Genomic DNA, 25,590 nt, shown 5'->3' on the forward strand with positions numbered 1-25,590 from the left:
TAGAGATGTTTAGGGTTGAGAGTTGAGTGTTTAGGTTTTGGAACAAGACATCAACAGTAAAACGTTTTTTCTCTCTCTCAACCGCCTTTATCCCCTCAACCCTAAACACTCAACTCTCAACCTTTTTTACCGTTTTTTCAATAACTTCCTGATACTTATCGGTCAAAATTGAGAAGTCATGGTATTTTTTCACATATTCTATTCCCCGTTTTCCCATTTCTTCCCTCTCCTGCGGGCTCATTTTAAATAATTTTATCACAGCTTCTGCCATAGCTCGTAGTTGACGGGGAGGTACGGTCAGACCTGCGTTTGCTTCTGATACAGGATTGTTCATAGAACAACAAGAGAATATGACTGGTTTTCCGGCGCTTAAATATGTGTATAGTTTATTTGGACTGACCCCATACTTAAATACCGGTGAATCCTCAAGACAGAAAACAAAAGCATCAGCTTTTACCAATTTAGCCGGTATTTCATTGCTCGGTATCGGATCAGCAAAACGAACATTATTTATCTTTTTATCTTTTACCATCGCCATTAAGTTTTTTTTCTCTGGCCCTTCTCCCACAAACTCGAAAAGAATGCCATCCTCTCCCTTTTCCATAATTAAAGCTGCCGCATCAATTATCATGTCTAAAGCATTTGCCTTCCCATGAGCTCCAGCATACATAACCACAAATTGATCATTGTCGCTTTGTTTAAATAAAGAATTTTTTGAAATGTAATTGTCTGCATTTACACCATTAGGTATCCAGAAGACCTTATCCTCCTTAACTCCTCGATTCTTAATATACTCTTTCGCACCTGGTAGCAATGTAACAATCGCATCTGCTCTTTGATAAAGAAATTTTTCCAGCCTAGCTAATACCCAAATAAAGGGATGAGAGGGAGAAAATTCTCCAAGATCGATAAGTGACTGAGGCCAGAGGTCACGTACCTCGAAGATAAATTTTGCTCTTTTCCACTTGGTTAATAACCAAGCTGAAAACGCAGCAAAGAGATGAGGGGAAGAACCAATGATTACCAAAGGTTTTTCTTTTTTTCGGAGCCCTATCCAAAAAACCCTCCAGGCAAAACTGATCATGTTCAGTACTCTTTTTCCGGTATTTCCCCTATAAGGTGAGGTCCTTATCCAGTTCCAGTCCATTCCCTCTAAAGTTTCTTGAAAGAGCTTCTTTTTATTCACTTCTGTTTTATGATATCGATAAGTATAATGAAGAAAATCTGAACAAAAAACCGAAACTCGATACCCTCTACTTGTTAAACGGCGACCAATGTCGAAGTGCCGACTTCCACCTGGAAGATCAGGAGTATGAGCATAATGGTTAATAATCCATATCTTACAATTTCCTCCTTTTTTTTCCTCAAAGTTCAGCAGTTCATTTTCCATCATTTAATATTAGCCTATAAGCCTCTAACAGCTTCTTCTCCTCTCCCAACCAATTATACTTCGTCTCAACTGCTTTTCGACCTCTATCCCCCATCTCTCCTGCTTCTTTTTGATTATCAAAGATAAATTGAATAGCACTAGCGATCTCTTTTGGATTTTGAGGATCTACCGTCAAACCGCACTGATTCCCCTCGATAATCTCCTTCCAGAGGGGGAAGTGAGAGGCAATAACCGGTAGTCCTGCTGACATATATTCAAACATTTTATTCGGCTGAGCATTAATATGGTTAGGAGCTGGATGAAATAAAACCATTCCTACTCGAGCCTTTGCTAGAGTATCTCCCACCTGTGTTCGATTTAACCATCCAAGATACTCCACCTGATTCCAACCTGGCATTTTTTTTGCAGCATCTTCCAATGAACTCGGAACAAACTTCCCACCAAGCAACAATTTCGCGTTATATGAGGATGGAATCATCTCAATAGCCTGTATCATTTCCTTTGTTCCCCTATTTACAGTTATGCCCCCAACATAGACCACAGAGTTTGATCGATTCTTCCTCTCATCAGAATTCCCATCGCTTCTAAAAAGCTCTCCCAGTAAAGGATAGTTGTGAACGACATCTACCCTTCCCCGAAGATGTTCAAAGTTTTCCGCAATTGATGGCGTAGCACAAATAACCCCATCGAAACGATGGGAAAATGTTTTTTCGAGAAAGCCGGTCACTTTTGCAATCATTACTCTAACTGGTTTCCAAATCCATTCCTTAGTCCGAATCTGTCGAGGTACATCCTCGTGAACATCATAAATAACCTTTTTCCCTCTCCTTTTCAGCAGCCACCCAATAATGATAAGTTCTGGATCGTGAAAATGATAAAGATCGGCATCAACCTTTATTGCCTTGCGATAACACTCCAAAAGTGTTTTGGTCATTCGAACTATTCGATTTCGCGGTGTCTTCAAAGGGATTATTCTAATACCATCGACCAGCTCTTCTTTTTCATGCCTTGCAATAAGCGTTACTGAGTAGCCTGCTTTGGCTAAACTTTTCGCTTCTTTATGAAAAATACGAGTATCGAAAGGAGGATGAACCGTAGTTAGATGACAGATTTTAGGCTTTTCGGAGTACATCTTCATAAACCTTTATTGTTTTTCCAGCATTTTTCTCCCAAGTGTAATTCTCCAAAACCATTTGGCGTGCTCGTTCTCCCATTGCTTTTGCTTCTTCAGGATGGCTTAACAAATAATCCATAGCCTCGACAAGGCTATCAACGTATTTTAGCTTCACAAGCATTCCAGTTTTCTTATGAGTAACCACATCTTCAATGCCCTCGCCCTTACATGCAATAATCGGCTTTCCATGAGCCATTGCTTCAACATACACAACACCAAAAGCCTCATTCCAACTCGGCAGAGAAAAGATATCACATTCAGCCATATATTTCATAACTTCCTGGTGTGATTTTCTACCAAGGAATTCAATGTGTTCATTCATCTTTAAATCATTAACCAATTTAGCCAATCGGTTTTTCTCAACTCCATCTCCAACGATTTTATAGTGTAAAAATGGGTATTTTTTGCTTAAAGCATGAATTGCTTTAATATTATAATCAATACCTTTAATATTTATTAAATTGGATACACTAAGAACTATCGAAAAATCTTTGTACTTTTTTGTGGTAAATTCACCTTTCATAACCACCTTTGTAGGATCAATTCCATTAGGTATAATGGTATATTTATCATTAATTTCATGAATACTATTCCCAATAGTGTATAGCTTTTTACTGACTAAAATTACTCGAGAAGCGTATTTAATAACTTTTGTTACTGCCTGAAGGCATGAAAAATTTCTTTTAATTGTCTGTTGAAAGTCTTGACCATGAATTGTCACGATTAATGGTTTATTTAGCAATGATGATATACACATTCCCGAATACCCATCAGGAAGCGCCACATGGGCATGTATCAAATCAAAAGAGGATTTTTTTTCTAACTCGGTAACTAAATTTTTTATACCATGAAACATCCGTTGTCCTGAAGAAGCAAAAAGAAATCCTTTAGGCAATGCGAGGTATCGAGGATGCCAAACAGGAATTCCCTCCAATTCCATATAACGGGGAACATTTTTATACCCTTTCCATTTAGAACTCAAAAAACTGAGAGGATAGGGAGACCAAGGTGTTGGACTAACAACCTTCACTACTATACCCTTTTTTGCTAATGCCTTTACCTGTTCATGTACAAATATTCCATGAACTTCATTATAAGGTTTAGGATACATATGAGATATAACAAGAACTCTCATGGTTAATATTCTCCAGTTTTGGCCCATTTTATAAAACTGACAGAAAACGCATATAATAACCAATGAGCAGTAATGGCCATAATTGAGCTTGAACTGATACTACCTATTAAAAAACCAATAAGAGAAAGGAAAAGTGCTTCAGATAGCATTTTTTCGCTTCTATCGATTGATTTTTTCCACACTCTCCAGAGAGAACGTAACATTCCAAAGAAGAAGAATAAATATGCAAGAAAAATAAAAATACCATAATTTACCAAAACCTCAAACCACCAATTATGAATATTCATTATTCCTCTCGTATCATATATTGCACGGTTGGCCATATAATATTCTATATTGCCCGGTCCCACTCCAAATCCAGCAGTTGAATAAAGAAAATGCAAGCCATTTTTAATTAAATTTAGTCTAACAGCTACAGAACCTATCCCCAATTTATATTGTGTTCTAAGTGATTCAATACCAGATATTATTTCTCCAATCAAATCTTTAACTGAACCAATATCATAACTCCAAAAAACACCCAAAACCAAAACAAAACAAACTAACAATGCTATTCTTGCCTTAGAACGAAAAAAGAGGAAAAATACAATCCCCTGTAGAAAAAAAGCTAAAATATTTGCTCGTGACCCGGTAGCTACTATTAACAATAATCCGCTTGAAGCTATTATTACTCCTAATAGCTTCAACCATAAAAAAGAGTTATAACTAGTTAACGCTAGTGCAAATGGAATGCTCAACACTAAATACGTTGCATAATCATTAGGATTGTGGAAAGTTCCAGTTGGTCTGTACATAAGCCATGTCCTTGTTTCTCTAAAATACCCAGAAACCGGCAAATGAAATCCAGTTCTTATTTCCCAAAATCCAATAAAAATCAAAATTAAAAAGGCTACCATCCATAACCAGAAGTAAATATGAAAATCTTTTTTGGATCGTAGGTAGAAACAAGAAAATATAATGGTAGAAATTCCCATAAAGAGGAATATCCAGTCACGAATCCCATCACTTATTGCTGCAGACCAAAGAAGAGATAATGTTCCATAAAAAAGCCATATAAACAAAAATAATAAATTAAAAATTGAATTTTTAAATAGTAAGCTAAAGCTTTCAGGTTTTAACAATAAATGAATAATAAACATAAACCATAGAAAAATAAGAAATATACGATAAGGAAATAGATGAAATAAACCAACATTAATTGGGAATAAAGCAGATCCAAAAAAACCGGCAATAATAGCCAAAAAAAGTACATATTTTTCTAGTTTATAAAAACTAAAACAATATTTTAATCTCACATAATCACCGGGACCTTCAAAATCATTTTTCTAATATTGTTACCCTCAATCTATATGTTTGAATACTCTCTCAAATAGTTAGCCTTTCTATAAAGTATAACAAATTAGGTGTTCCCCAATAAAGTAAAAATATTAAGAAAAAAATTCCTCTTCTAAACCGTTTTGTATTCATATTCTTAAATTATTTTGAAACCAGATACAATTAGAAAGATTTCGATGATTTTTAAGACGCTGTTTCAAGCTTCTTTTTATGTTTGTTATCTTATATGATACTCAAATTTAGTTTATAGGTTTTAATGAAAGATTCATTGCGGAGCAAAATTCTCTTTATATTAGAAAAGAATCCATGGTAAACAAATATAGTTTGATATTCAAAACCAATTCACTTTACCCTAAATTAGAATTGAGAATAAAATCTTGAGCTGGTTTACTTTCTCGAATTGTCTTTTCTAAAGCAATAAAAACCATCATTATTAAATGGGTTGACTGTTCTAATATCCTTCTATTTTTAAGAAGAAGATCGAGAATAGTCATTATATAAGGTTATTTTCCCAGTTTAGAATAAAGGTAACATCTGATATTTATGTCTTGTTGTATCAATAGATAAGAAGTAATGATTGAGAATATTTTTATAACTGAATATAAATGATGAGAACAAAAAATCTTCTGATATCGGTGATGTGGCTCAAATCCATCATTATTTTTCTTTTTTAATTAACTACACCTTTCTCCACACAAGATTATCTTTCTTCTTTCGAAGAAACAAGATAATCCGAATTTTCTACAGCATTTTTTCTTAATAAACAGATAAATCCTATCTGACAGCAATATATAGTCGATTATTATTCATCTTAAGTTAAGACTATTTATTGTTAGGTATAGTATCTGTAATAAAATTCACCTATCATTTTAGTTAATTAATAGTATATTTTTATAATTATTTATCTTTAACATTTATAATTATTAGCGTTATTTCTAGTTTATTTTTTTATTGCTTTTTGATGTTTGCGTCTTTGCAAAAAAAATCGTTTTCTATTAAGTAATATTATTTGTCGATAGAAAGAAACCCCTCCTAATGATATTAAAAAGTGCTTCCAAATTTTTCCGTAAAATGGTTTATAACTTAAAGCCTTCCTCCAACACAAAAATCCAGTCATCCGTTGACCAGACATAACATAGTATTGACCAAGCTTAAACATATATTTGTGTGTTAAGCCTAATCGACATATATCATTCATATAACGATTTACTATACATTGCAAACCTTGAGCTTTTAACTCCATATTTATACTAATACTATCATCTTGAAGCCTATATTCTATCAGAATATCATCAATATAATTCACCTTATACTTTGAGCTTATGCGTAATAAAAATTCGAAATCTTGAAAGCTTTTAAGCTCATTATCAAAACCTCCAATTTCATCAAAGGCACTTCGTCTTACAACAAAAGCCGACGTACAAATTCCACTTGCACGCTTAAGATGATCACTGAATTGGAAGCCAATTATGCTAGGTTTTAATTCTTTATAAAAATCCTGATTAATTTGCTTAATACCACAGCAAACCATTCCCACATCTGGAAGAGATAATTCAATAGTCGAAACCTGCCTAGAAAGATAATCTTGGTACCATAAATCATCACTATCAAGAAAGGCAATATACTCCCCCTTTGCTAAGCTTATCCCGGTATTTCTTGCAGCAGATCCACCTTTGTTTTTATCGTGTTTGTAATAATAGATACGATTATCTTGAATTTTTTTTACCACTTCCTCTGTATTATCACTTGATCCATCATCTACAATAATTAATTCAAAATCTTGATAGGTCTGGTTTAAAACACTTTGAATTGCTCTATCAATTAAATGAGCACGGTTATAAGTTGGAATGATAACGCTTACCGTTGGTTTTACATTCATTTTTTACCAACTCACCTCTAAGTTTAAAAAAGATAAAAGCTTTTTAAGCTTAAATCTTCCTTTGGTTAATTTTTAATTATTTAAAAATTTTTATCCAAATTCTCCAACCCTATGCCTTTTTTCCAACAAATATCTTTTCTCCCCTTACTAAGCTGTACTTTATACAATCTTCCGGTTTTGCTGTGTAAAAAGTAACTTCAAATCCTGCATTGGTAATTCTCTCAATAAAATCATGACTATAAAACCGTACATGATCGTGTTGTCCAAAATGAAGTTCTCGTTGCACAGGATCTTTAATAGCTATATTTTCATAAGTTTTTTCCCATCCTTCACAAATTGGAACCATAGCAATGAATTTCCCTACTGGCTTGAGAATAAGCTGATAGATTTGAGAGCTTTTTTATCATCCACATGTTCTAAAACATGTGAACATAAAACAGATTCCACGCTCTCAAATGGAAGTGATATGTTCTCAATATCCTCCTTAAGGTCGACATCTGATCTGAAAAGATCGGCTCAGGTATATTTATTCACTTTATTTTGCAAATAATTTCTCACGATTGGCTCAGGAGCAAAATGGAGAATAGATTGAACCCCCTCTAAAATTCCCTTATCTCTATCAATTAAAAACAATAATCTATGTCGTTCCAATGAACCACATTGCGGACATTTTGCATCATATCGTGGAGGGTTACCAAAAGCTTTAAAAATACCAAGATAACCACAACAAGGGCATTCTCTTGGATGTAATCCTTGTAAATTTTTCAATATATTTTTAAATTACGTTCTATTACTAAGTATCCAAAATAATAAAGTATTTAAAAAACCTAGGGTAATGAGTATTTTCTTAATTAGCTTTTTCCATACTCACCGATCACCCAGCATTGCTCTCCATTTAAATTATTGATATTTACTATTAATCAGATTTCGATATATCTCCACTAACTGCTGATTCAATTTTTTGATATCATAATGCTCTTCCACAAATCTCCGTCCAGTTTTTCCAAACTCCTGCCAAATCTCTGGATGTTTGATAAGATGTTCTAGCCGCTCAACCAGAGCATTCACATCTCGCGCAGGGGCGAGGAAACCAGACTTACCATCAATAATCACTTTAGAGGTACTGCCTACAGAGGTAGCCACCACAGGAAGACCAACTGCTTGGGCCTCCATTAAAGAAACTGGTAATGCCTCAGCAATGCTTGGAAGAAGAAACAGGTTAGCCCTAAGCATTTCCTGTACCACATCTGCCTGTCCCATCGGTCCTAAGAAGTGTACAACTCCCCCTAGGCCTAGTTTTTCAACCAATTGTTTTAACTGCTTTTCTAGTGGTCCCCCTCCAATAATACGATACTCTAACTGGAGCCCATGATTCAGTTCTAACAATTGAGCAACTGCTCGAATCCCATACTCAAGCCCCTTTTCCTCAACTAACCGGGCAACAGTAAGTATTACGATAGCGTTTGAATGTCCAAACCCTGCAGATCTCCATCGATAAGGAAAAATATTAAGATTAATCCCTACAGAATGGAAGAATATTTTTTTTGGGTCTGCACCCAAACGTATAAGGTTTTCATAGTTATAATCCGAAATAGCCAAAATGCAATCACAAGATTTAAAAAGCTTATGATAAATATTCCCACGTTTTTCTATACCAAGTCGAATATCATAGCCATGAAACGTTGTTACAAGAATACCTTGAATACCCAGTTGTTTAAGCAAAGCCCCCAAATTACCATTCGGCCCAAATTGACAGTGAATAACGTCGTAATCTTTCTTCTTACCAAGGAATGGAATAATAGCATAAAGAAGCCGAAGCGATAGTGCACTCTTCCCAAATATAAAAATATTTAATGCTTTTAATAGTATGACCGGGTCTTTATGAAAATTAGTAGTTAACAAAACTAAACCTTTAAACACCCTCCTAATTTTATTGGTCGGCATGTTTAAATAATAGACATTTTTCATTATTTTGTATTTCTCTATATCTGGTTGCACCTTTTTCTCGTAAGGGTTAAAACCAGCAAAAATATCAACTTCATGGCCTAGCTCCAATAACCCAGTAATTTGGTTTAAAATAAATGTCTCAGATAATTTTGGGAATGCTCCGACGATAAAAGCTATTTTCATTTTATGTACCCAATTTTGTTTTTAATTAAGTTAAAAACAAGCTCAGCATTTTGTTCTGATTTCTCTTTTATATGAGGAAGCTTTTCGTTGATTTTAGCTTTAATCTGCTCATTATGGGTTAAGGCTTCACTCACCTTTTTTATTAAAATTTCTAAATTAATTTGATTGATATCTATTAAGTAATTTTCAAGGTCAAAGAAATTCAAGAGACCTAATGTCTTAAACTCATATTGAATGGCAACTACCGGTGTCTTCGCTAGCATAGCGAGTATATTGGAATGCATCCTAGTCCCCACGTGTAGGTCCATGGTTCTATAAAATGCCAATAATTCCTGCGGTGTATATTCACCATATAAAATCACTGGGTTTTTCTCTTCATAATGTTTCATATGATTAATAACTTCGTGAGCTATTACCCGATCATCATTGTGGTAACCAGCAAAACCGGTACAGGTGGACGCAAAAATAACCTTAGCATTCTTTTCTATTATAAGCCAGTCTGCTAAAGCAGCTATGATTTTAATATATTTCTTATGTCCATCAGCTGTCTTATAATGACCCCACTGTCGAACAGAGATACTTACCTTTAGCTGATCTTTATTGTTTAATTCAATTTTCTCATAACGCATCATTTGCATTGGTTTACATTCAGTTAAGGGCATTGCAAAGGCAGAATCAGAAGTAACATAGATAGGTGGTCTGGTAACTCCAATCGAGTCAAGAATGCCCTTAGACTCTTTATCGCGTAAGGTGATGAGGTCCGCTTTATTGAGCACATACCTAGCGATCCATCTATAGAATGGTTTTTCAAAAGGACCTATAGATTGAGCATAAATAATAACCGGTTTCCCTAAAACCTCAGCGAAATAAAGTCCCCAAAAGCGCCCAAGTACATCTGGGGCATAGTAATCACTAAGAAAACTTCCACCTTTGCTAATAACTATATCAGCATCTAAATAGGGCTGTATTCGCGGATGCTTAAATTTGGGGACAGTAATTTTGTGTTTTTGTAATCTGGCACCAATTAACAGATAAACCATGGCTAATCCCATCTTCCATTTGTTCCATTTAAAATTAGTCATTGGTTGTCTATTTGCTTTTACCCCGTTGATGATTTCCGCTGCCTCTGGGTATTCTGTCATCACTACAAAGTCAGCATTAGGGAAAAATTTTTTTAAACACCATATCGCTCCTTCCAAGATTGCTGAATCTCCTCTTTCAGCAGCACAATGGTGATCGGTAATTACTATTTTCATATCATACCCCCTGATCATAGCTTAGCATTTTTATGACAATTCCTTCATCCCATTTAAGCCTACAAAGAGTAAAAAAAGATAAAAAAACAACAATCTCTAAAAATACTAATATTGTCTTAATTACCATCAGCATCAAGGACGACCTGATGATTGGTAACACTATAGATATAAAAAATTCCTTAAACCTTCATTGTGAGCTTTTTTGATTCTTTCATACAATTTTGAAAGGATAAAAAGCCACTCCCTGGAAAATATGCCTATTCAAGCCTTGATACTTGAATTTTCTTTTTTCCGCACATAAAAAATACTTTGCAATTTTAATTAATTCTTGCATATTTTCTAATATTCCCATAAATTTAAAAATTCAATAATTGTTTCTATATCAAAAATAAAATTACTTAAGCTTACTTGAGATTAAACCGTTTATACTAACAATGGTTATCTTGTCTTTCTTGCATTCATCTTCCAAATCCTCATGCTCTTGATATTATTATCTAGAATTAATTATTACTTTTTGACTATCTCCAACAATAGTAATACTAGTTCATATCGAGAAGATCTGAATTAGGAAACAACTGATCAACTGAATTAATATTCTTCATAATATCTGGATACATATCCATTCAAAGAAAAAATTTACGATTGATTATCATGACCACTCTCTTACTCTTTCCTATCAAATAGTATTTGAAAAAGGTTTTTTTCTTAAGCAAAGGTTTTTTCTGCTTGTTTCAATATTTGATCCAATTACACTTCAACTAATAAGGCTACTAAGCTTGCTTCTGAAAATTAACTCAGGTTATTAATTTATTTTGGTTCCTTTAATACGATAAATAAGATATTCTGTATTTTATTAGAAACCAAACTATCGGGAAATTAGTAAATCTAACTCCACTCATATAAACAATATTTATCAAATAATCCCACCAAATACTAGGTTAATTCGACATGAAAAAATCCACAAAAGTTGAATATTATAAATAGATATAAAAAAAATATTTACTTTCTTTAATTATGTCTATCATACTTTCTTACAATCTCCTGAAACTGAGGGTTTTCATTGGCTAATACATCAAATTTCCCTTGAGCAATTATACTACCTCGATCTATGAGATAAATTGTATCGCAATTTCTCACCGTACTAAGGCGATGTGCAATAATAATTAGTGTTTTCATTTTTGATAAATTTTCAATGGCTTGGTAAACCATCTCCTCAGTGATCACATCCAGGGAACTGGTGGCTTCATCAAGAACCAGAACCTCCGGGTCGTGATAAAGTGCTCGCGCAATGCCAATCCGTTGTCGTTGGCCCCCGGAAAGGCGTATTCCTCTTTCTCCTACGATTGTCTGGTAATCTTTGGGGAGTTCATTGATAATAAAGTCATGGATTCCCGCAGTGCGAGCAGCAAGCTCAACTGCTTGGTGGTCAATTATTTGTTCTGGAATGCCAAAGGCAATGTTATTAGTGACGGTGTCGTCACTCAGAAAAATTTGTTGGGGAACATACCCTAAATTTTCTTGCCAGTTTGCTTTATTTCCATTTGTAAGAGGAATACCATCAATAAGAATTTCTCCTGAAGTTGGATCTAAAAGCCCCAGGATGAGATCTACAGTGGTAGTTTTCCCCGAACCAGTCGGTCCAACAAATGCCACCGATGTACGCCAGGGAATGGTTAAAGATATATCCCTCAGGACTGGTTCTTTCACTTCCGGATAGTAAAAATTTACCCTTTCTAAACGAATTTCTTTTTGGAAAGGAAGGGGTGGTTTATCAACAAAATTTTGAATGCCCTCAGGAACTACTTGTTCTGCTCCTGATAATTCTTCTGTTACTTTCAATACAGTAGGATAGTTAAAACGAACTTGGGTTAATGAGAGAAAAAATTGTTGGAGTGCTGGCATCAACCGATAGCCAGCAAATGCATAAAGGCTTACCATCGGAATGATCTCGCTTGCACTTCCTCCTGTACGAAGCAGGTAAAGAACCAAAACAATAATTCCACCGAAAGCAATTGTTTCCAAGGCAAAACGAGGGAGGCTTCCAATTAGAGAATGAGAAATCATCAAATTTGAAAAGAGATGAGAAGCAGAAGAAAATTTTTTGAAATAGTAGGATTCCCGTCCCATCAGTTTGAGGTCTTTAATCCCTCCGAAGGCTTCATTTACTGAAGTATAGCGTTCCCGATTGGTTCTTATTCGTTGTACACCGGTTATACCCAAACGTCTTCGATTAAGCCAATAGACAATGAAATAAGGCACACCAAGAAGGAGAAGTGTCACCAGGGTAGTTGAAGGATTTACGAAAAAAAGTAACAAAAGAACAAATAACACCACAAACAAATCTGAAATCATAGTAAAAAAAGGAATCAGAAAGCCATTAGTTAGTTGTTGAACTTCTGAAAGAACATTCTTCCCTAAATCGGCACTATTTCGATTCAAGAAAAATGAATATGGTCGCGAAAGGTATGAATATAAAAGCTTTTGTGATAGTAAATGGTTATTTCTCCATGTAAAGCGCAATCGCATCCAGACAGTTAAAGCAGAAATCGCATTGGCTAAAATAATTATTCCGAGGGTAATGAATCCAACTGTAATTACAAAAGATTGTAAATTTTGGAAATTTCCCCATTGATAAAACCATTTTAACCATTGATTGGTTTCAACCATCTCTGGATTAAGTACCAAATTCATAAAAGGAAGTATCGAAGCTACTCCTATTGCTTGAAACAAGCCCATCAAAATCATTAAGAAAAGAAGTATGAACATCTGTCGTTTTTCTTGAGTAGTAAAAATTTTAAGAAAGGAAAGAGGGGAAAACCCTCTTAAAAATGAGTGTAAGAAATGAACCTTTTTCATCTCCTCCCCACTCCTTCATACAAGAATCCGGTTTGATGACACGTTTCTGGATCAAGGACATTACGAGTATCAAAAATGATCTTTTGTTTGAGAAGTGATTTAGCTTTTTCTAGGGCAAGGTTCCGATAGGCATTCCATTCGGTTAAAATAACAATGGCATCGCAATCCTTCATGGCTTGGTACATGTCTTCATAGTAATTCACAGCATTTTCGAATAGCTTCTTTGCATTCTCAAGGGCTTGGGGATCATGGAGGTTTACTTGAGCTCCTTTTTGAAGAAGGATTTTGATGATATCAACTGCTGGTGATTCGCGGATGTCATCGGTTTCAGCTTTGAAAGCAATACCTAAAGCACAAATCTTTTTCCCTTGTAAGGACCCAAGGAGGCGTTCAAGTTTCTCAATCATTCTTGATCTTTGTTTTTCATTTATCCTCACCACTTCACGGACCAAACTCATATCCGTATCGTAGTGTTCTCCGATTTTTATCAGAGCTCGAGTGTCTTTGGGAAAACAACTCCCTCCGAAGCCGGGACCAGGATGAAGGAACTTAGGGCTGATACGTCCATCCATTCCCATGGCTTTGGCAATGATATTCACGTCAGCTCCGATCTCATCACAGAGATTGGCAATCTGGTTGATAAAAGTGATTTTAGTAGCTAAAAAGGCATTATTGGCATATTTAATCAGTTCGGCAGTTTCATAATTACAAAAAATAAAGGGAGTGTTGAGAAGATAGAGAGGACGATAAATTTCTTGCATGGTCTTTTGAGCTTTTTGATCATCGGTCCCAATCACTATCTTATCAGGGTGGAAAAAATCATACATGGCTTTACCTTCCCGTAAGAACTCAGGATTGGAAACGACACTGAAGGGAATATTGGGGTTTTGTTCTTTTAAGGTTTCTTCTATCCAACGGTTGGTTCCAACTGGGACAGTGCTTTTGGTTACTACCGTTTTGGGAGTAGTACTCTTGTTGGCAATGGTCTTTACGGCTTCTTGAAGGAAGGCAAGGTCCACCTCACCATCGTCTTTGGATGGGGTTCCAACAGCGATAAATATAATGTCACTGTTTTGGATGGCTCGATCAACATCTTTTTCAAAGGTAAGCCTTTGTTCTTTACGGTTTCGGATGAGGTATTCTTCCAATCCTGGCTCATAGATAGGAATGAATCCCTTGCTAAGGAGATCCATTTTATCTCCATCAATATCAGTACAGATAACTTGATTGCCAAAGTCTGCGAGTCCTACGCCACATACCAATCCGACATACCCAGTTCCCAGAACGGTGATTTTATAGGGCATGGTTTTTTTCTCCTTCTCCCCAAATCGGTATTGATTCCTTTATTTTTAAAGTCTCTTTTAGCTTTTCCAATTCTTTATTGTTTAATACCAGAAAGCGGATTTTGCGATGGATAAGAGACTCGCCTTTTTGGATGAGCTTTTGGAGGTAGGATTGATCGACTTCCCCTACTATGACCAGATCGATTATCCCGGAATCTCTACCTCGAGCGTAATCTCCGGTGATAAAAGCTAGATCGATTTTCCCTAACTTAGAAAGGACTTGTTCCAGGAGAGTATCGATACCGGTAAATTTCCGCACCATGCTTTGGATATCGGGGAATAGGGGGTGTTTGGGGTTGGATTGGTAAACTTTGGTTCTCCCGTTTTCAGTTGTTTCTAAAAGTCCTGCTTCGGCAAGGCGATTGAGCTCCAAGCGAACAGCATTGGTGGATTCCCCAAATTCTTCGGCCAATTCCCGAAGATAGGATTTGCTCTCCGGATTGAGAAAGAACTTGAGGAGCAATTTTATCCTGGTTTTAGAAGTGATTAGCGAATCTAACATTTTTTCCCCTTAAAAAACGTGATCCGTGAACAGTGAGTCGTGAATGATTATCATTTAATAGTACCTTATCTCTACTCAATAACATACAATGATATTTACTCAATAATGAATTATTGTCAAGAGCAAAGGAAGAATTTTTAAAGGTTAAGGGGAGATAAATGGAAAAACTTGTTAAAACTCACAAGGACCTAAGAATCTGGAAATCAGCGATAAACATGGTAGAAGAAATTTATAAATTAACCTATCAAATCCCAAAACATGAAGTGTATGAACTAACAAGTCAAATAGGACGCATTGCAGTTTTAATCCCTTCAAATATAGCTGAAGGTGCTGCCAGGAATTCTAAAAAAGAATTCCTTCAGTTTCTTTATGTTGCATTGGGCTCATTGGCTGAACTGGAAACTCAACTGATTATCGCCCATCGACTCCATTATATTTCATCTTTTCCTGATGAGATAATTGAAGATGTTAGAAAGCCACTGGTTGGATTAATAAAAGCTTTAAAAAGAAAGGAAAATGAATGATATCCGCAGTTCGCCTCAATGCTCACGCCTCACGCCGTGGGGGTCAGGTCTTGATTCTTGAATTTCTCTGAATTTTAGTCTCTCTCTTTATTCCGATTTTGAATGTGAGGATTTCATTTTTCCCTTTAGTTTTAATCTTTTTCTCCCCATCTCCCCCTCGGTTTTTTCATTGTGGGGTCTTTCCTTAGCATTTTCCACCAAATATAATACTCATTCCAAATCATTCAATAACACTCTAATGTCGCCATTTAGGCGAGAGAAATGTTTCTTATCTAAGGTATAAACGGTTAGAGGTCCTTTTTTATTGGCATATTGGACGAGATAGGAGTCAATAAAATCGACGTTTTTCTCTTTGTAGTCCTGTAACGCACCAACGATGACTTCTTTATCTGGGACTACCACACCCTTCGCTTCAACGAGCTGTATCATTACTTCTGCAATCTTTTCTTTCGAATATTCATAGTAACTTTCTAAAGTCCAAATAATTTCAGCGATAATGATAGGATGGATATATATCTCCAAATCACCTTGTTCAGCTTGAAGGAAAAGAGGTTCAACTGCCTGGAAAAGTTGAGGATCTTCTTTTAACAAAAAACGAAGAATTACATTGGTATCAAGCCAAGCTGATTTTTTCATTTTTTTATTCATTCTGAGCAATCTTATGTGCTACTTTCATTTTGGTGAGTTCTTCTTCTTCCTCTATCCCGGGAAAAACCTTTTTCTTGGGAAAAGTCCCAGCTAAATCGAGTAATTTTATCTTTTTTACAAATTTAACTCTTATTTCCTTCTGATCAGTAAGCTCAAAAAGGAAAGTATCCCCAATTTCAGCTCCAATAGCTTTACGAATTTTGGCAGGAAGTTGTATTTGTCCTTTTCCGGTTAAGCTGGTTTCCTCTCTAATCATTGATATTACCACCTTTCATGATATATATTATAGCATTGAATTTTTTATCAATCAATGAAATAACATCACTGGGTCAGGTCTTGATTCTTGAATTTTAATCTCATTAATCCGCTCTGGGATTTGATGGATCAAACTTTTTCAACAGATGATATAAAGCTTTGGAAGTATGCATATTAGTAGTAACGAGTGGAAAAACAGTGATGAGTCTAAATATAGCGATTTATAAATTAAATTTCGAATAAAAATTATCGAGAATTATGATATCAAATGATGAAAACCTAATATTTATTCGGCATGCCATGGTATACCGCTACATGAATCGGGTTCAATAAAGGCTGAGGGGGTGAGGGGGAGAGGGGGGAGAAAAGTAAAAAAACTGAAAAAGATGAGATCCTCACGCGGGGAAGCACCGCTCAGGATGACGCCGGTGGCGTCAGATGAGATCCTCACGCCCTCAGCCCTGAATGTATTTTTCAGGGTTAGCTTTGAATCCTTACATTGTTTTTTCTTACGTCGTAGACTGCGGGCTCAGGATGACCGATGAAAGGCACACCCCCCTAACCCCCCTCAATGGGGGAATTCATTCGATGGTATTTACAGGATAGACCACCATGCTGCTTCGCAGCACCACATGAGGATGAAAACTGAGAGGGTCTATCCTCTATCAGTTTCAGTTTTTTTATCTTTTCATCTTACGCCGTAGGCTGCTATCCTGTGCAGTTTACAGGATAGATAAAATTTTCAGTTAAACCTCAGGAATCATTGGCATAACTTCATTTTCCAAAAAAAAGCCCTTCCCTTTCACATTTTTCTTGCAATCACTGGCGAATTAAATATTGTATGATTAATCGTCGGATAAAATATTGAATAATATGATGATATATTATAACATTATTTGTAGGAGGTGCTGTAGGATGAAATTTGTTTCGAGCAAGGAATTACGAAATAATCCAGCGGAACTTTGGAAATCTATAAATAAAGAAGAAGTAATTATTACAGTGAATGGAAAACCAAAAGCTATTGTTATTGAGGCTGAAAATAATATCGAAGAACAACTCAAAACTATTAGGAAAGCCCGGGCTGAGGTCGCTCTGGAAAAGTTAAGGTCCTATTCGGTAAAACAAGGCCTTAATAAGCTTACTGAAGACGATATCGAAAATGAAATTAAAAAAATACGACGGTAATAGCGTAAACAACATCGTTCTCGATACCAATGTATTAGTATCTGGTATCATTAACCCTTATGGGAATCCCGCTAAAATATTAAACCTTATCCTCAATGGGAATCTTATTATCAATGCTGATGCCAGAATTCTTACCGAATATGAACGAGTTTTAAAAAATCCGAAGTTTTCATTCCCTCCGGATCATATAAAAATTCTCATTCAATTTATTTTCCACCAATGTTCCTTCATCGTTCCTTCACCCCTTCAGATTGATTTGATTGATGAATCCGATCTTCCTTTTATTGAAGTTGCAATTCATGAAAATATACCTTTTATCACGGGAAACAAAAAACACTTTGATAATATCGATGAACTCAAAATCTTTTCTCCAAATTCTCTGGGGTCAGGTCTTGATTCTTGAATTTCTCTGAATTTTAACCTCATTTATTCACCTGTAGGCTTGATAAACAATATCCATCCACCCCACCCCTTCCACCGTTTTTTTACTTCTTCCCAAAATTAGGAGCAGAGAGCTCTCATTGTCACCCTTATCCGCGAGCCAAAATTGGGCAAAGCATTTTTTAACTCTTTCTCTCATCCGAGATTGCTTCGGGGGCGTATACGCCCTTGCAATGACGAAAAAGTGGAGCTCTTTCAATGAAGAGTAAGCATCTTAAAATATTTCTTCTCATGCTATATAATATAACTGCGAGGTGATATTTTGTGGCAATTGAACAAAAAGTAGATAAACTCGAAGAAGCCTTAATGAGATTAGTATATATTCAACAGAAGACCGAAATGGAGCTTCAGTCATTCAAAAATGAAATGTTAGACTTTAAGAATGAAATGAAGGTCTTCAAAGATGAAATGTTAGAGTTCAAGAATGAAATGAAGGTCTTCAAAGATGAAATGTTAGAGTTCAAGAATGAAATGAAGGTCTTCAAAGATGAAATGTTAGAATTTAAGAATGAAATGAAGGTCTTCAAAGATGAGATGTTAGACTTTAAGAATGAAATGAAGGTCTTCAAAGATGAGATGTTAGACTCTAAGGAGTGGTCAAAAAAGAACATTGAAAGTATCAATCGCCAGTGGGGTAATCTGGCGAATAGAATGGGAACGCTTGTGGAAGATATCTTCTTCCCCTCCATGGATCAAACTATCGAGAGATATTTTCATATACGGTGTGACATCCTTGAGAGGAATAAACGTATCCGTAAGGATGACAAATCTTTAGAGATTGATATAATGGCTACCTTGAAGAAGGCCAAGCAGGCTTTTATCGTGGAGGTAAAATCGAATCCCGATCGAACAGAATATATCGAAGAATTTCTTGAAAAACTGGATAAAATAACTCAATTTCTTCCGGAACTTGAAGAGTATACCCTAATCGGTATTTATGCCGGATTAGATATGAGCAAAGAAACGGTTCATCTTCTCACCAAAAAGAGAATCTATGCTATGGTATTTAAAGGAGATATCCTCGAAATTGTAAACTATGATGAATTCTCTGGGGTCAGGTCTTGATTCTTGAATTTCTCTGAATTTTAGTCTCTCTCTTTATTCCGATTTTGAATGTGAGGTTTTCATTTTTCCCTTTAGTTTTAATTTTTTTCTCCCCCTCGCCCCCTCGCTCCGTCTCCCCCCTTCTCGAAAATTGCTGCCAGGTCTTGATTCTTGAATTACCTTATTTGTCAATCTCATTCATTCCTCCGCCGGTTGGGACAATGAAAGCATTCATAAAAAGAATTGTGAAACTTGGGAGTCGGCAAAAAAGTTGATAAGCGATGAAATGAACTGCAGAAGCTGAAGTATTGGGTAAATAGAGAAAATGTTTGAACTCAAACTTGCTCTTATCAGGATCGATGAATATAATGTGGGAAAAATATGTGATAAGTAGGAAGATTTATGTGAGCAAGAGGGAGAGAAATGATTAAAACATTGAAAATCGGCAAAAAATCACAGATCGTTTTACCTGTGTCTATAAGAAAAAAGCTTCATATTTCTGAAGGAGACGAAATCATTATCCATTCAATTGGAAATACCATTGTATTGGTCCCAAAACCAAAAAGTTATGCCAAATATATGAAAGGCCTTCATGCAGAGATGTGGGAAGATGAAAATCCCGACCTTTATGTAAATAAATTACGAGAAGAATGGAAAAATTCAAACACCTGCTAAACAATCATCGCATTATTGCCCTCGATACCAATTGTTTCATTTATTACTTCAAAGAAAAAAGATACCTTAAAGCGCTTGAATATTTGTTCTCCGGCATAGAAAATGGCAGTTTTCAAGCTTTAACTTCAGTCCTGACGATCACTGAAATTCTGGTCAAACCTCAATCTTTAGGTTTACAAAATGTTGTTGACGAATATATTGCCCTTTTGGGTGCATATCCGAATTTGAAAATAATACCCTTCACTTTAGATATAGCGGTACGTGCTGCAGAAATACGATCTACACATAAGTTAAGAACACCAGATGCCATCCACTTGGCTACTGCCTGGGAGAATCAGGCTACCCTTTTTCTTACCAATGATTTAGATTTTCCTCCTGAAATCGGAAATATAAGGATTATTCATTTAAACCAATTCTCTTAGCAAGGTAAATCCTTTTAGATTAGTTCTAGGTTATTGAATTTTTTCATTTCAATTAAATTACTTATCCCCAGGCTTGACTGACTAAAACATTACCCAAAGGTTGTGGAAGCTCATAAAAGCTGTAAGGGGTAATCAATGAAAAGGTCTTTTGGTAGAAGGTCTAATTAGGAATACTAATGGGTAAATAATATCAAGAAAAGAAATCGCAAGTATCTTATTTTTTCAATATTTTTGTACTCTACAAATACTTTAAAGATGAGATTGCCACGTCACTTCGTTCCTCGCAATGACGGAGCAGGTGGATGAGATTGCCACGTCACTTCGTTCCTCGCAATGACGGAGCAGGTGGATGAGATTGCCACGTCGCTGCGCTCCTTCGCAATGACGGATTTAGATTCCTTCTCCCTTGATGGGAGAAGGTGAGGGTGAAACCAGGATTTAGTGCTTGGCTTGGTATTTAAAGCTAAGATTGTTGGAAAACCAAGCATCCCCCTCACCTTAATCCTCTCCCACCAGGGGAGAGGAAAGAAAGGAAAATGGGAGAAGATGAGAATGAGGAAGGCAACTAAGATTCGACATGCCATGGCATGTCGCTACATTAATTAAAGACCGGACACAAGAAGTGCAGGGGTACGAGGAGATTTTTAAATTCCAAGAGGGTAAGGGGGCGAAAAAGAAAAATAATAAAAAAAGAAAAAAGATGAGATCCTCACGCCCTCATAAAGCGAGGGCTCAGGATGACGCTTGCGGTGTCAGATGAGATCCCCGGGGTTTCGAAAAAAACCTCACAATGTCGTTTTATTGGTGCCTACTTTTTTATCCGGCTCACGTCTCACTTATCACGGTTCACTGATTTTAATAAATGAGATTGCCACGTCGCTGCGCTCCTCGCAATGACGGATTTAGATTCCTTCTCCCTTGATGGGAGAAGATGAGAATGAGGGTGAAACCAGGATTTAGTGCTTGGCTTGGTATTTAAAGCTAAGATTGTTGGAAAACCAAGCATCCCCCTCACCTTAATCCTCGGTATGATCCGGACACATAGGTAACAGAAAGTTCCTGACACATAGGTAACACTTTGTATACTACTGGCATAAGGAGGAATGCCTTATGCCATGGACGGAGGTACACAAAGTGGATCTCAGACAAGAATTGATTTATCGTTATCTCAACAAGGAAAAGGTGACAGATTTGTGTCGAGAATATGGAATCTCTCGAAAAACCGCCTATAAGTTTATTCATCGTTTTCAAGCCTTTGGTTTGGATGGACTTAAAGATCAATCCCGACGTCCTCATCACCTGGCGGGTCAAACTGATGCCCTGACCGAGCAAATGATTCTGGATACCAAATTCAAGCATCCCAGTTGGGGAGCTAAAAAGCTCAAGCCCGCCTTGGAAAGACAGTATCCCGATATTGTCTTTCCAGCAATCAGTACCATCAGTGCCATCTTATCTCGCCATGGACTGGTGAGATCACACCCTCGTCGATTGAGAAGAAGTGTGCCAACCAGTCAACTTCGAACCAGCCATGAACCCAATGAGATCTGGTGTGTCGACTTTAAAGGACAATTTCGAACCCAAGATCGGAAATACTGTTATCCTTTAACCATCACCGATCACTATAGCCGGTATCTCCTTGCCTGTGAAGCTCTTTCCTCTCCCAGCATTCAAGAATCCCTTCCGGTCTTCAAAGAGTGCTTTTCCACATATGGTCTTCCCCAGGTGATCCGCAGTGATAACGGGAGTCCCTTTGCTTCTCTTCACTCTCCCTTTGGACTCACTCAACTCTCGGTGTGGTTAGTGAAACTCGGCATCATCTTAGAGCGCATTGATCCGGGACATCCAGAACAAAATAGCCGTCATGAACGGATGCACCGCACCTTAAAAGAAGAGGCCTGTCAAAAACCAGCCACCAATCTTTTCACCCAACAAGACCGCTTTGAAACCTTTAAAACCATCTATAACACCGTACGACCCCATGAAGCAATCAACCAAGAAACCCCAGCTTCCTGGTACCACAAAAGTGACCGGCCCTATCCAAAAACCTTAAGTGATTGTGAATATCCTCATCATACGCTCACTCGTAAAGTCGATTCCTCAGGACGGATTTCTCTTTATGGCAACCGTCTGATCAGAATCAGTAAAGTCTTTGCTGGTGAACTTCTCGGATTCAAAGACTATACTCATTCCTGGTTAGTTAGTTTCTCTACCTATGATATTGGTATAATTGATAAAAAGACCCTTACTTTTGAATCAACGGAGATTCAAGATGATTAAAAAGTGTTACCTATGTCCTTAGACTAAAGTGTAACCTATGTCCCCGTTCGTACACTCTCCCACCAGGGGAGAGGAAAGAAAGGAAAATGGGAGAAGGTGAGGATGAGGGTGAGAAAGCCTAAGATTCGACATGCCATGGCATGTCGCTACATTAATTAAAGACCGGGCACAAGAAGTGCAGGGGTACGAGGGGATTTTTAAATTCCGAGGGGGTAAGGGGGCGAAAAAGAAAAATAATAAAAAAAGAAAAAAGATGAGATCCTCACGGCTTCATAAAGCGAAGCCTCAGGATGACGCCTGCGGTGTCAGATGAGATCCTCACGCGGGAGAAAGCACCGCTCATGTGATAACAGATTAAAGGTGCACTCCCCCCTGAATCTCCCTTTAATGGAAAATGAGTTTTATTCTACTCAATAACTCAACAACATGAAATTCCTCTCTTCGGAGGGGTGGAGTTTTATAATCTTAATGGTTATCTTTATGTAATTGCTCTCTTCTTTCAAAGATTATTCTGGAAAATCTCAAAGCCTTGATGAAGAAAGTGTGAATCGAAAGTAAATACTGTCGATATGTTAAGACGGTTCATAGTATAAAAAGAAGAACAATCTACTATGCTCAAACCTCGGGCATTCATTTCAAATAGAAAATAAATACTCGTGTTGAATGAGTCTTCTTCTATCCAATCAATTAACAGGATTGGTTGAATTTTTCTAATAAATGTTTTTAAGGCATTGATACCCAATCTATTTTGAATCAGTGCACAACTTTCAACCAGTACAAAAGAATTAATAACCAACTCCGCCTTGGAATCTAATAGCTTTACCCAAGCTGATTTAGCTATAGTATGATAATTGTCATTTCGATTGAGAACCGCCAAAAACGCTGAAGTATCAACATAAACATCTCCCACGGGAAGTTACTCCCAGTATTGGTCGTGGTTGATTGATAAGTCATGAGGACCACTAAATTGCCCTGCTATTTCTTTAGCCCTTTGGCGATTCATCTTATCAGAATGCGCTCCTTCTCCCTCTAGAAAATTGTCTACCGATTGGCGAATAAGCTCGGATAGGGAAATCCCTTTTTGATTGGCAATTTCTCGAAGCTTTTTTGATTGAGTTTCGGTTAATTGAATTTGAGTTCGAATCATTTATTTCACCTGTTTATTATGATTACATGATGTATATATTATAACATTATGATGTAATTATTAAAATAAAGGTAACCGTTATTAGAATTAGGTCTTGATTCTTGAATTGAACTGGTTTTCAACCTGGTTAATTTATTGGGGAGTTTGTCAAATCAAACTCCCTACAAAAGAATTTAAAATTGTAGGGGTACGAGATATTGCACTCGATTGAGGTAGCAACATGCCACGGAATGTGGAATCTTGATTTTCATCCTCACTTGGTGCCGCTAGGCAGAGTGAAAGTCTATCCTTAATTATTTATTGTCATTCTTTATGATTTCATTATAAATCAATTTAAATTGATTTATAAAATTAAGATTGAGTGCTTGAGAAAAATCCTGCAACCATTTATCGACGTATTGGATATCAAAATGAGGATTTTTTAGTATCATGGTTTTTATATCTTCGATGTCCCTTGGCCTACCCGAGATAGTTTTTTGAATGAGTAAATCTTCAAAGGATGCATAACACACATCAATAGATCCAATTTTTATCTTATTCACTCTTTTTAACGCTTCCTGTTCATACTTTGAAAAGGAGAAAATGAGATCCACTCGAAAACCAGAAGGTTCATGGAAGGTTGGTAATACCATCGTTTCTCGAACAAATTTCTCCTCGTTTTGAACCAGAAGCGTTAATCCAATTTGAATGGCGATATTTCTTATGCGAGGGAGCTCGTTAATATCAAGACCAAGAGTGACATCTATGTCTTTCGTTAGCCTTGGTTCCCCATAGAGCAAAACTGCCTGACCACCAATGATCATATATGGAATATGTTCTTTCTCAAATACTTTGGCAATTTTCTCAAGGAGCTTTGGAAGCGAAGTTGATGGCTCGGGCATAGCGAATTTTATCCTCTCTATTGATCGTTTGGTCTTCTTTAAATACACCAAGAAATAGCGCCTGTTGGTGCAACTCATGAACAACTCGGAGATTTTGATAAAAATCAACCGGTGAGTTACGTATTAAATTTTTTTCAAATTGTTCAAATAGCTTCTGATTTTTAATCATTTTGGGGTCAGGTCTTGATTCTTGAATTTAATCCTTTCTGGCATTTTTCTCAATAAACCTTTTTAAGGCTTTACTGACTGTTGAATAGTGAACACCTAAATAATTGGCAATCTCTATTTGAGTATAACCATGCTCAACGTGAGCACTATAAATCTTGCTTTCTTTATCTGGGTGCAGCTTCCCTTCGTTAAAAATCTCAGTTAATTTCTTCCGAGCCGCAAATCTTTCAACTTTAGGTAATTCTCGAATGGTTTTCTTCTTATCGATGTAATGCTCAATCTTTTCAACAAAGCTGTCCTTACCTAAAATAAACCTCCCCCTTAAGTCTTTCCAGGGAGCTTCTTTCCCAAGCCCAGCTAAAACAAAGTCTTCATAGCTTTTTTTGGCAATTCCTTGTTCTTCATGAAACTGAGAAAGGATCCATTCGGTTGATAATAATTTAGGTTTTTCGGCTTGTTTAGCCGTTGCTTGATAGCTACTCCATTGCCAATCCCAGGGATATTGTACGAAACCAGCTCGGACAGGATTTAAAACAATATACCTGCATAACTCTAAAAGATAGCTTTCCTTCTCAACTAAAATCGCCTTAAATCTCCCTTGAAATACATGGCCTACTGTCTTATAAGCCCAATTCAATTTTTTGGCATACACTCCATTTAATTCCCTGATCCCTAAGGATAGATTCCCATTGGGAGTTTCTATCATTAGATGGTAATGGTTGGGCATGAGACAATAGGCATAACAAATGAACTGATACCTGGTTACCGTCTCATTCAGGATCTTTAAAAAGACCATTCGGTCTCGGTCACTATTAAATATATTCTCTTTTTTATTCCCCCTGGCGGTGATATGATACAGGGCACCAGGGAATTCAATTCTAACTGGTCGAGCCATGGTAAATCATTCAGATATTAAAATTCAA

At 36.6% G+C, this 25,590-nt stretch carries 26 protein-coding genes; 7 read left to right on the forward strand and 19 right to left on the reverse strand.

Features of this window, described 5'->3' with window-relative positions; genetic code table 11:
• Positions 1–109: 109 nt before the first annotated feature.
• The 13 genes from RT761_RS02540 to RT761_RS02595 all read right to left on the reverse strand — a co-directional run bounded on the left by RT761_RS02540 (position 110) and on the right by RT761_RS02595 (position 15,000).
• Positions 110–1,393: a glycosyltransferase family 4 protein gene (locus RT761_RS02540; protein WP_218112520.1), complete on the reverse strand. Its 1,284-nt coding sequence runs from the start codon at positions 1,391–1,393 to the stop codon at positions 110–112.
• Positions 1,380–2,522, reverse strand: coding sequence for a glycosyltransferase family 4 protein (locus RT761_RS02545; RefSeq protein ID WP_218112521.1), 1,143 nt, complete (start codon positions 2,520–2,522; stop codon positions 1,380–1,382). The genes RT761_RS02540 and RT761_RS02545 overlap by 14 nt, the downstream gene beginning before the upstream one ends.
• Positions 2,503–3,699 (reverse strand): glycosyltransferase, encoded by a 1,197-nt coding sequence (locus RT761_RS02550; RefSeq protein WP_218112522.1) that lies wholly within the window; start codon positions 3,697–3,699, stop codon positions 2,503–2,505. The genes RT761_RS02545 and RT761_RS02550 overlap by 20 nt, the downstream gene beginning before the upstream one ends.
• Positions 3,700–3,701: 2 nt before the next feature.
• Entirely contained in the window at positions 3,702–4,994 is a 1,293-nt protein-coding gene (locus RT761_RS02555) for an O-antigen ligase family protein (RefSeq protein ID WP_218112523.1), read from the reverse strand.
• 387 nt (positions 4,995–5,381) lie between these two features.
• Entirely contained in the window at positions 5,382–5,528 is a 147-nt protein-coding gene (locus tag RT761_RS02560) for a hypothetical protein (RefSeq protein WP_218112524.1), read from the reverse strand.
• Between the two features lie 446 nt (positions 5,529–5,974).
• Positions 5,975–6,913, reverse strand: coding sequence for a glycosyltransferase family 2 protein (locus RT761_RS02565; RefSeq protein ID WP_218112525.1), 939 nt, complete (start codon positions 6,911–6,913; stop codon positions 5,975–5,977).
• 109 nt (positions 6,914–7,022) lie between these two features.
• The gene (locus tag RT761_RS02570; protein ID WP_218112526.1) at positions 7,023–7,259 is read right to left on the reverse strand and encodes a hypothetical protein; all 237 of its coding nucleotides are present in this window, start codon (positions 7,257–7,259) and stop codon (positions 7,023–7,025) included.
• Positions 7,260–7,273: 14 nt separating this feature from the next.
• Complete coding sequence (locus RT761_RS14345) at positions 7,274–7,390, reverse strand: hypothetical protein (protein ID WP_425491271.1); 117 nt, start codon at positions 7,388–7,390, stop codon at positions 7,274–7,276.
• 423 nt (positions 7,391–7,813) lie between these two features.
• A complete protein-coding gene (locus RT761_RS02575) occupies positions 7,814–9,043 on the reverse strand; it encodes a glycosyltransferase (RefSeq protein ID WP_218112527.1) in 1,230 nt (409 codons plus the stop codon).
• The gene (locus tag RT761_RS02580) at positions 9,040–10,299 is read right to left on the reverse strand and encodes a polysaccharide pyruvyl transferase family protein (protein WP_218112528.1); all 1,260 of its coding nucleotides are present in this window, start codon (positions 10,297–10,299) and stop codon (positions 9,040–9,042) included. Before RT761_RS02580 ends, RT761_RS02575 begins: the two co-directional genes overlap by 4 nt.
• 1,008 nt (positions 10,300–11,307) lie before the next feature.
• Complete coding sequence (locus tag RT761_RS02585; RefSeq protein WP_218112529.1) at positions 11,308–13,155, reverse strand: ABC transporter ATP-binding protein; 1,848 nt, start codon at positions 13,153–13,155, stop codon at positions 11,308–11,310.
• Positions 13,152–14,459 (reverse strand): UDP-glucose dehydrogenase family protein, encoded by a 1,308-nt coding sequence (locus tag RT761_RS02590; protein WP_218112530.1) that lies wholly within the window; start codon positions 14,457–14,459, stop codon positions 13,152–13,154. Before RT761_RS02590 ends, RT761_RS02585 begins: the two co-directional genes overlap by 4 nt.
• Positions 14,449–15,000 (reverse strand): helix-turn-helix domain-containing protein, encoded by a 552-nt coding sequence (locus tag RT761_RS02595; RefSeq protein WP_218112531.1) that lies wholly within the window; start codon positions 14,998–15,000, stop codon positions 14,449–14,451. The genes RT761_RS02590 and RT761_RS02595 overlap by 11 nt, the downstream gene beginning before the upstream one ends.
• A gap of 158 nt (positions 15,001–15,158) precedes the next feature.
• Between RT761_RS02595 and RT761_RS02600 the strand changes: the two genes are divergently transcribed.
• Positions 15,159–15,524 carry a four helix bundle protein gene (locus tag RT761_RS02600; RefSeq protein ID WP_218112532.1) on the forward strand — a complete coding sequence of 122 codons (366 nt, stop codon included), beginning with the start codon at positions 15,159–15,161 and terminating at the stop codon, positions 15,522–15,524.
• A 210-nt stretch (positions 15,525–15,734) separates the two neighbouring features.
• On the opposite strand, the gene RT761_RS02605 is transcribed toward RT761_RS02600, so the two are convergent.
• Together RT761_RS02605 and RT761_RS02610 are read right to left on the reverse strand one after the other, a co-directional pair.
• Positions 15,735–16,160: a type II toxin-antitoxin system VapC family toxin gene (locus RT761_RS02605; RefSeq protein ID WP_218112533.1), complete on the reverse strand. Its 426-nt coding sequence runs from the start codon at positions 16,158–16,160 to the stop codon at positions 15,735–15,737.
• A gap of 4 nt (positions 16,161–16,164) precedes the next feature.
• On the reverse strand, positions 16,165–16,428 hold the full coding sequence (locus tag RT761_RS02610) for an AbrB/MazE/SpoVT family DNA-binding domain-containing protein (protein WP_218112534.1): 264 nt from the start codon (positions 16,426–16,428) through the stop codon (positions 16,165–16,167).
• A gap of 914 nt (positions 16,429–17,342) precedes the next feature.
• Between RT761_RS02610 and RT761_RS02615 the strand changes: the two genes are divergently transcribed.
• The 6 genes from RT761_RS02615 (at position 17,343) to RT761_RS02640 (ending at position 22,471) form a co-directional block, all read left to right on the forward strand.
• Complete coding sequence (locus RT761_RS02615; RefSeq protein WP_218112535.1) at positions 17,343–17,612, forward strand: type II toxin-antitoxin system Phd/YefM family antitoxin; 270 nt, start codon at positions 17,343–17,345, stop codon at positions 17,610–17,612.
• The gene (locus RT761_RS02620; protein ID WP_218112536.1) at positions 17,587–18,015 is read left to right on the forward strand and encodes a putative toxin-antitoxin system toxin component, PIN family; all 429 of its coding nucleotides are present in this window, start codon (positions 17,587–17,589) and stop codon (positions 18,013–18,015) included. The genes RT761_RS02615 and RT761_RS02620 overlap by 26 nt, the downstream gene beginning before the upstream one ends.
• 302 nt (positions 18,016–18,317) lie before the next feature.
• Complete coding sequence (locus RT761_RS02625; RefSeq protein WP_218112537.1) at positions 18,318–19,118, forward strand: hypothetical protein; 801 nt, start codon at positions 18,318–18,320, stop codon at positions 19,116–19,118.
• Between the two features lie 402 nt (positions 19,119–19,520).
• Positions 19,521–19,772: an AbrB/MazE/SpoVT family DNA-binding domain-containing protein gene (locus RT761_RS02630; RefSeq protein ID WP_038961251.1), complete on the forward strand. Its 252-nt coding sequence runs from the start codon at positions 19,521–19,523 to the stop codon at positions 19,770–19,772.
• Complete coding sequence (locus RT761_RS02635) at positions 19,748–20,194, forward strand: type II toxin-antitoxin system VapC family toxin (protein ID WP_218112538.1); 447 nt, start codon at positions 19,748–19,750, stop codon at positions 20,192–20,194. Before RT761_RS02630 ends, RT761_RS02635 begins: the two co-directional genes overlap by 25 nt.
• A 1,110-nt stretch (positions 20,195–21,304) precedes the next feature.
• Complete coding sequence (locus RT761_RS02640) at positions 21,305–22,471, forward strand: IS481 family transposase (RefSeq protein ID WP_218110800.1); 1,167 nt, start codon at positions 21,305–21,307, stop codon at positions 22,469–22,471.
• A gap of 499 nt (positions 22,472–22,970) precedes the next feature.
• On the opposite strand, the gene RT761_RS02645 is transcribed toward RT761_RS02640, so the two are convergent.
• The 4 genes from RT761_RS02645 to RT761_RS02660 form a co-directional block, all read right to left on the reverse strand.
• Positions 22,971–23,381: a type II toxin-antitoxin system VapC family toxin gene (locus tag RT761_RS02645; RefSeq protein ID WP_218112539.1), complete on the reverse strand. Its 411-nt coding sequence runs from the start codon at positions 23,379–23,381 to the stop codon at positions 22,971–22,973.
• A gap of 6 nt (positions 23,382–23,387) precedes the next feature.
• Positions 23,388–23,618 (reverse strand): ribbon-helix-helix domain-containing protein, encoded by a 231-nt coding sequence (locus tag RT761_RS02650; protein WP_218112540.1) that lies wholly within the window; start codon positions 23,616–23,618, stop codon positions 23,388–23,390.
• Positions 23,619–23,911: 293 nt separating this feature from the next.
• The gene (locus RT761_RS02655) at positions 23,912–24,499 is read right to left on the reverse strand and encodes a DUF6036 family nucleotidyltransferase (protein WP_218112541.1); all 588 of its coding nucleotides are present in this window, start codon (positions 24,497–24,499) and stop codon (positions 23,912–23,914) included.
• Positions 24,500–24,695: 196 nt separating this feature from the next.
• On the reverse strand, positions 24,696–25,562 hold the full coding sequence (locus tag RT761_RS02660; RefSeq protein WP_218112542.1) for an REP-associated tyrosine transposase: 867 nt from the start codon (positions 25,560–25,562) through the stop codon (positions 24,696–24,698).
• Positions 25,563–25,590 lie beyond the last annotated feature (28 nt).

Source organism: Atribacter laminatus (assembly GCF_015775515.1).
Lineage (GTDB): Bacteria > Atribacterota > Atribacteria > Atribacterales > Atribacteraceae > Atribacter > Atribacter laminatus.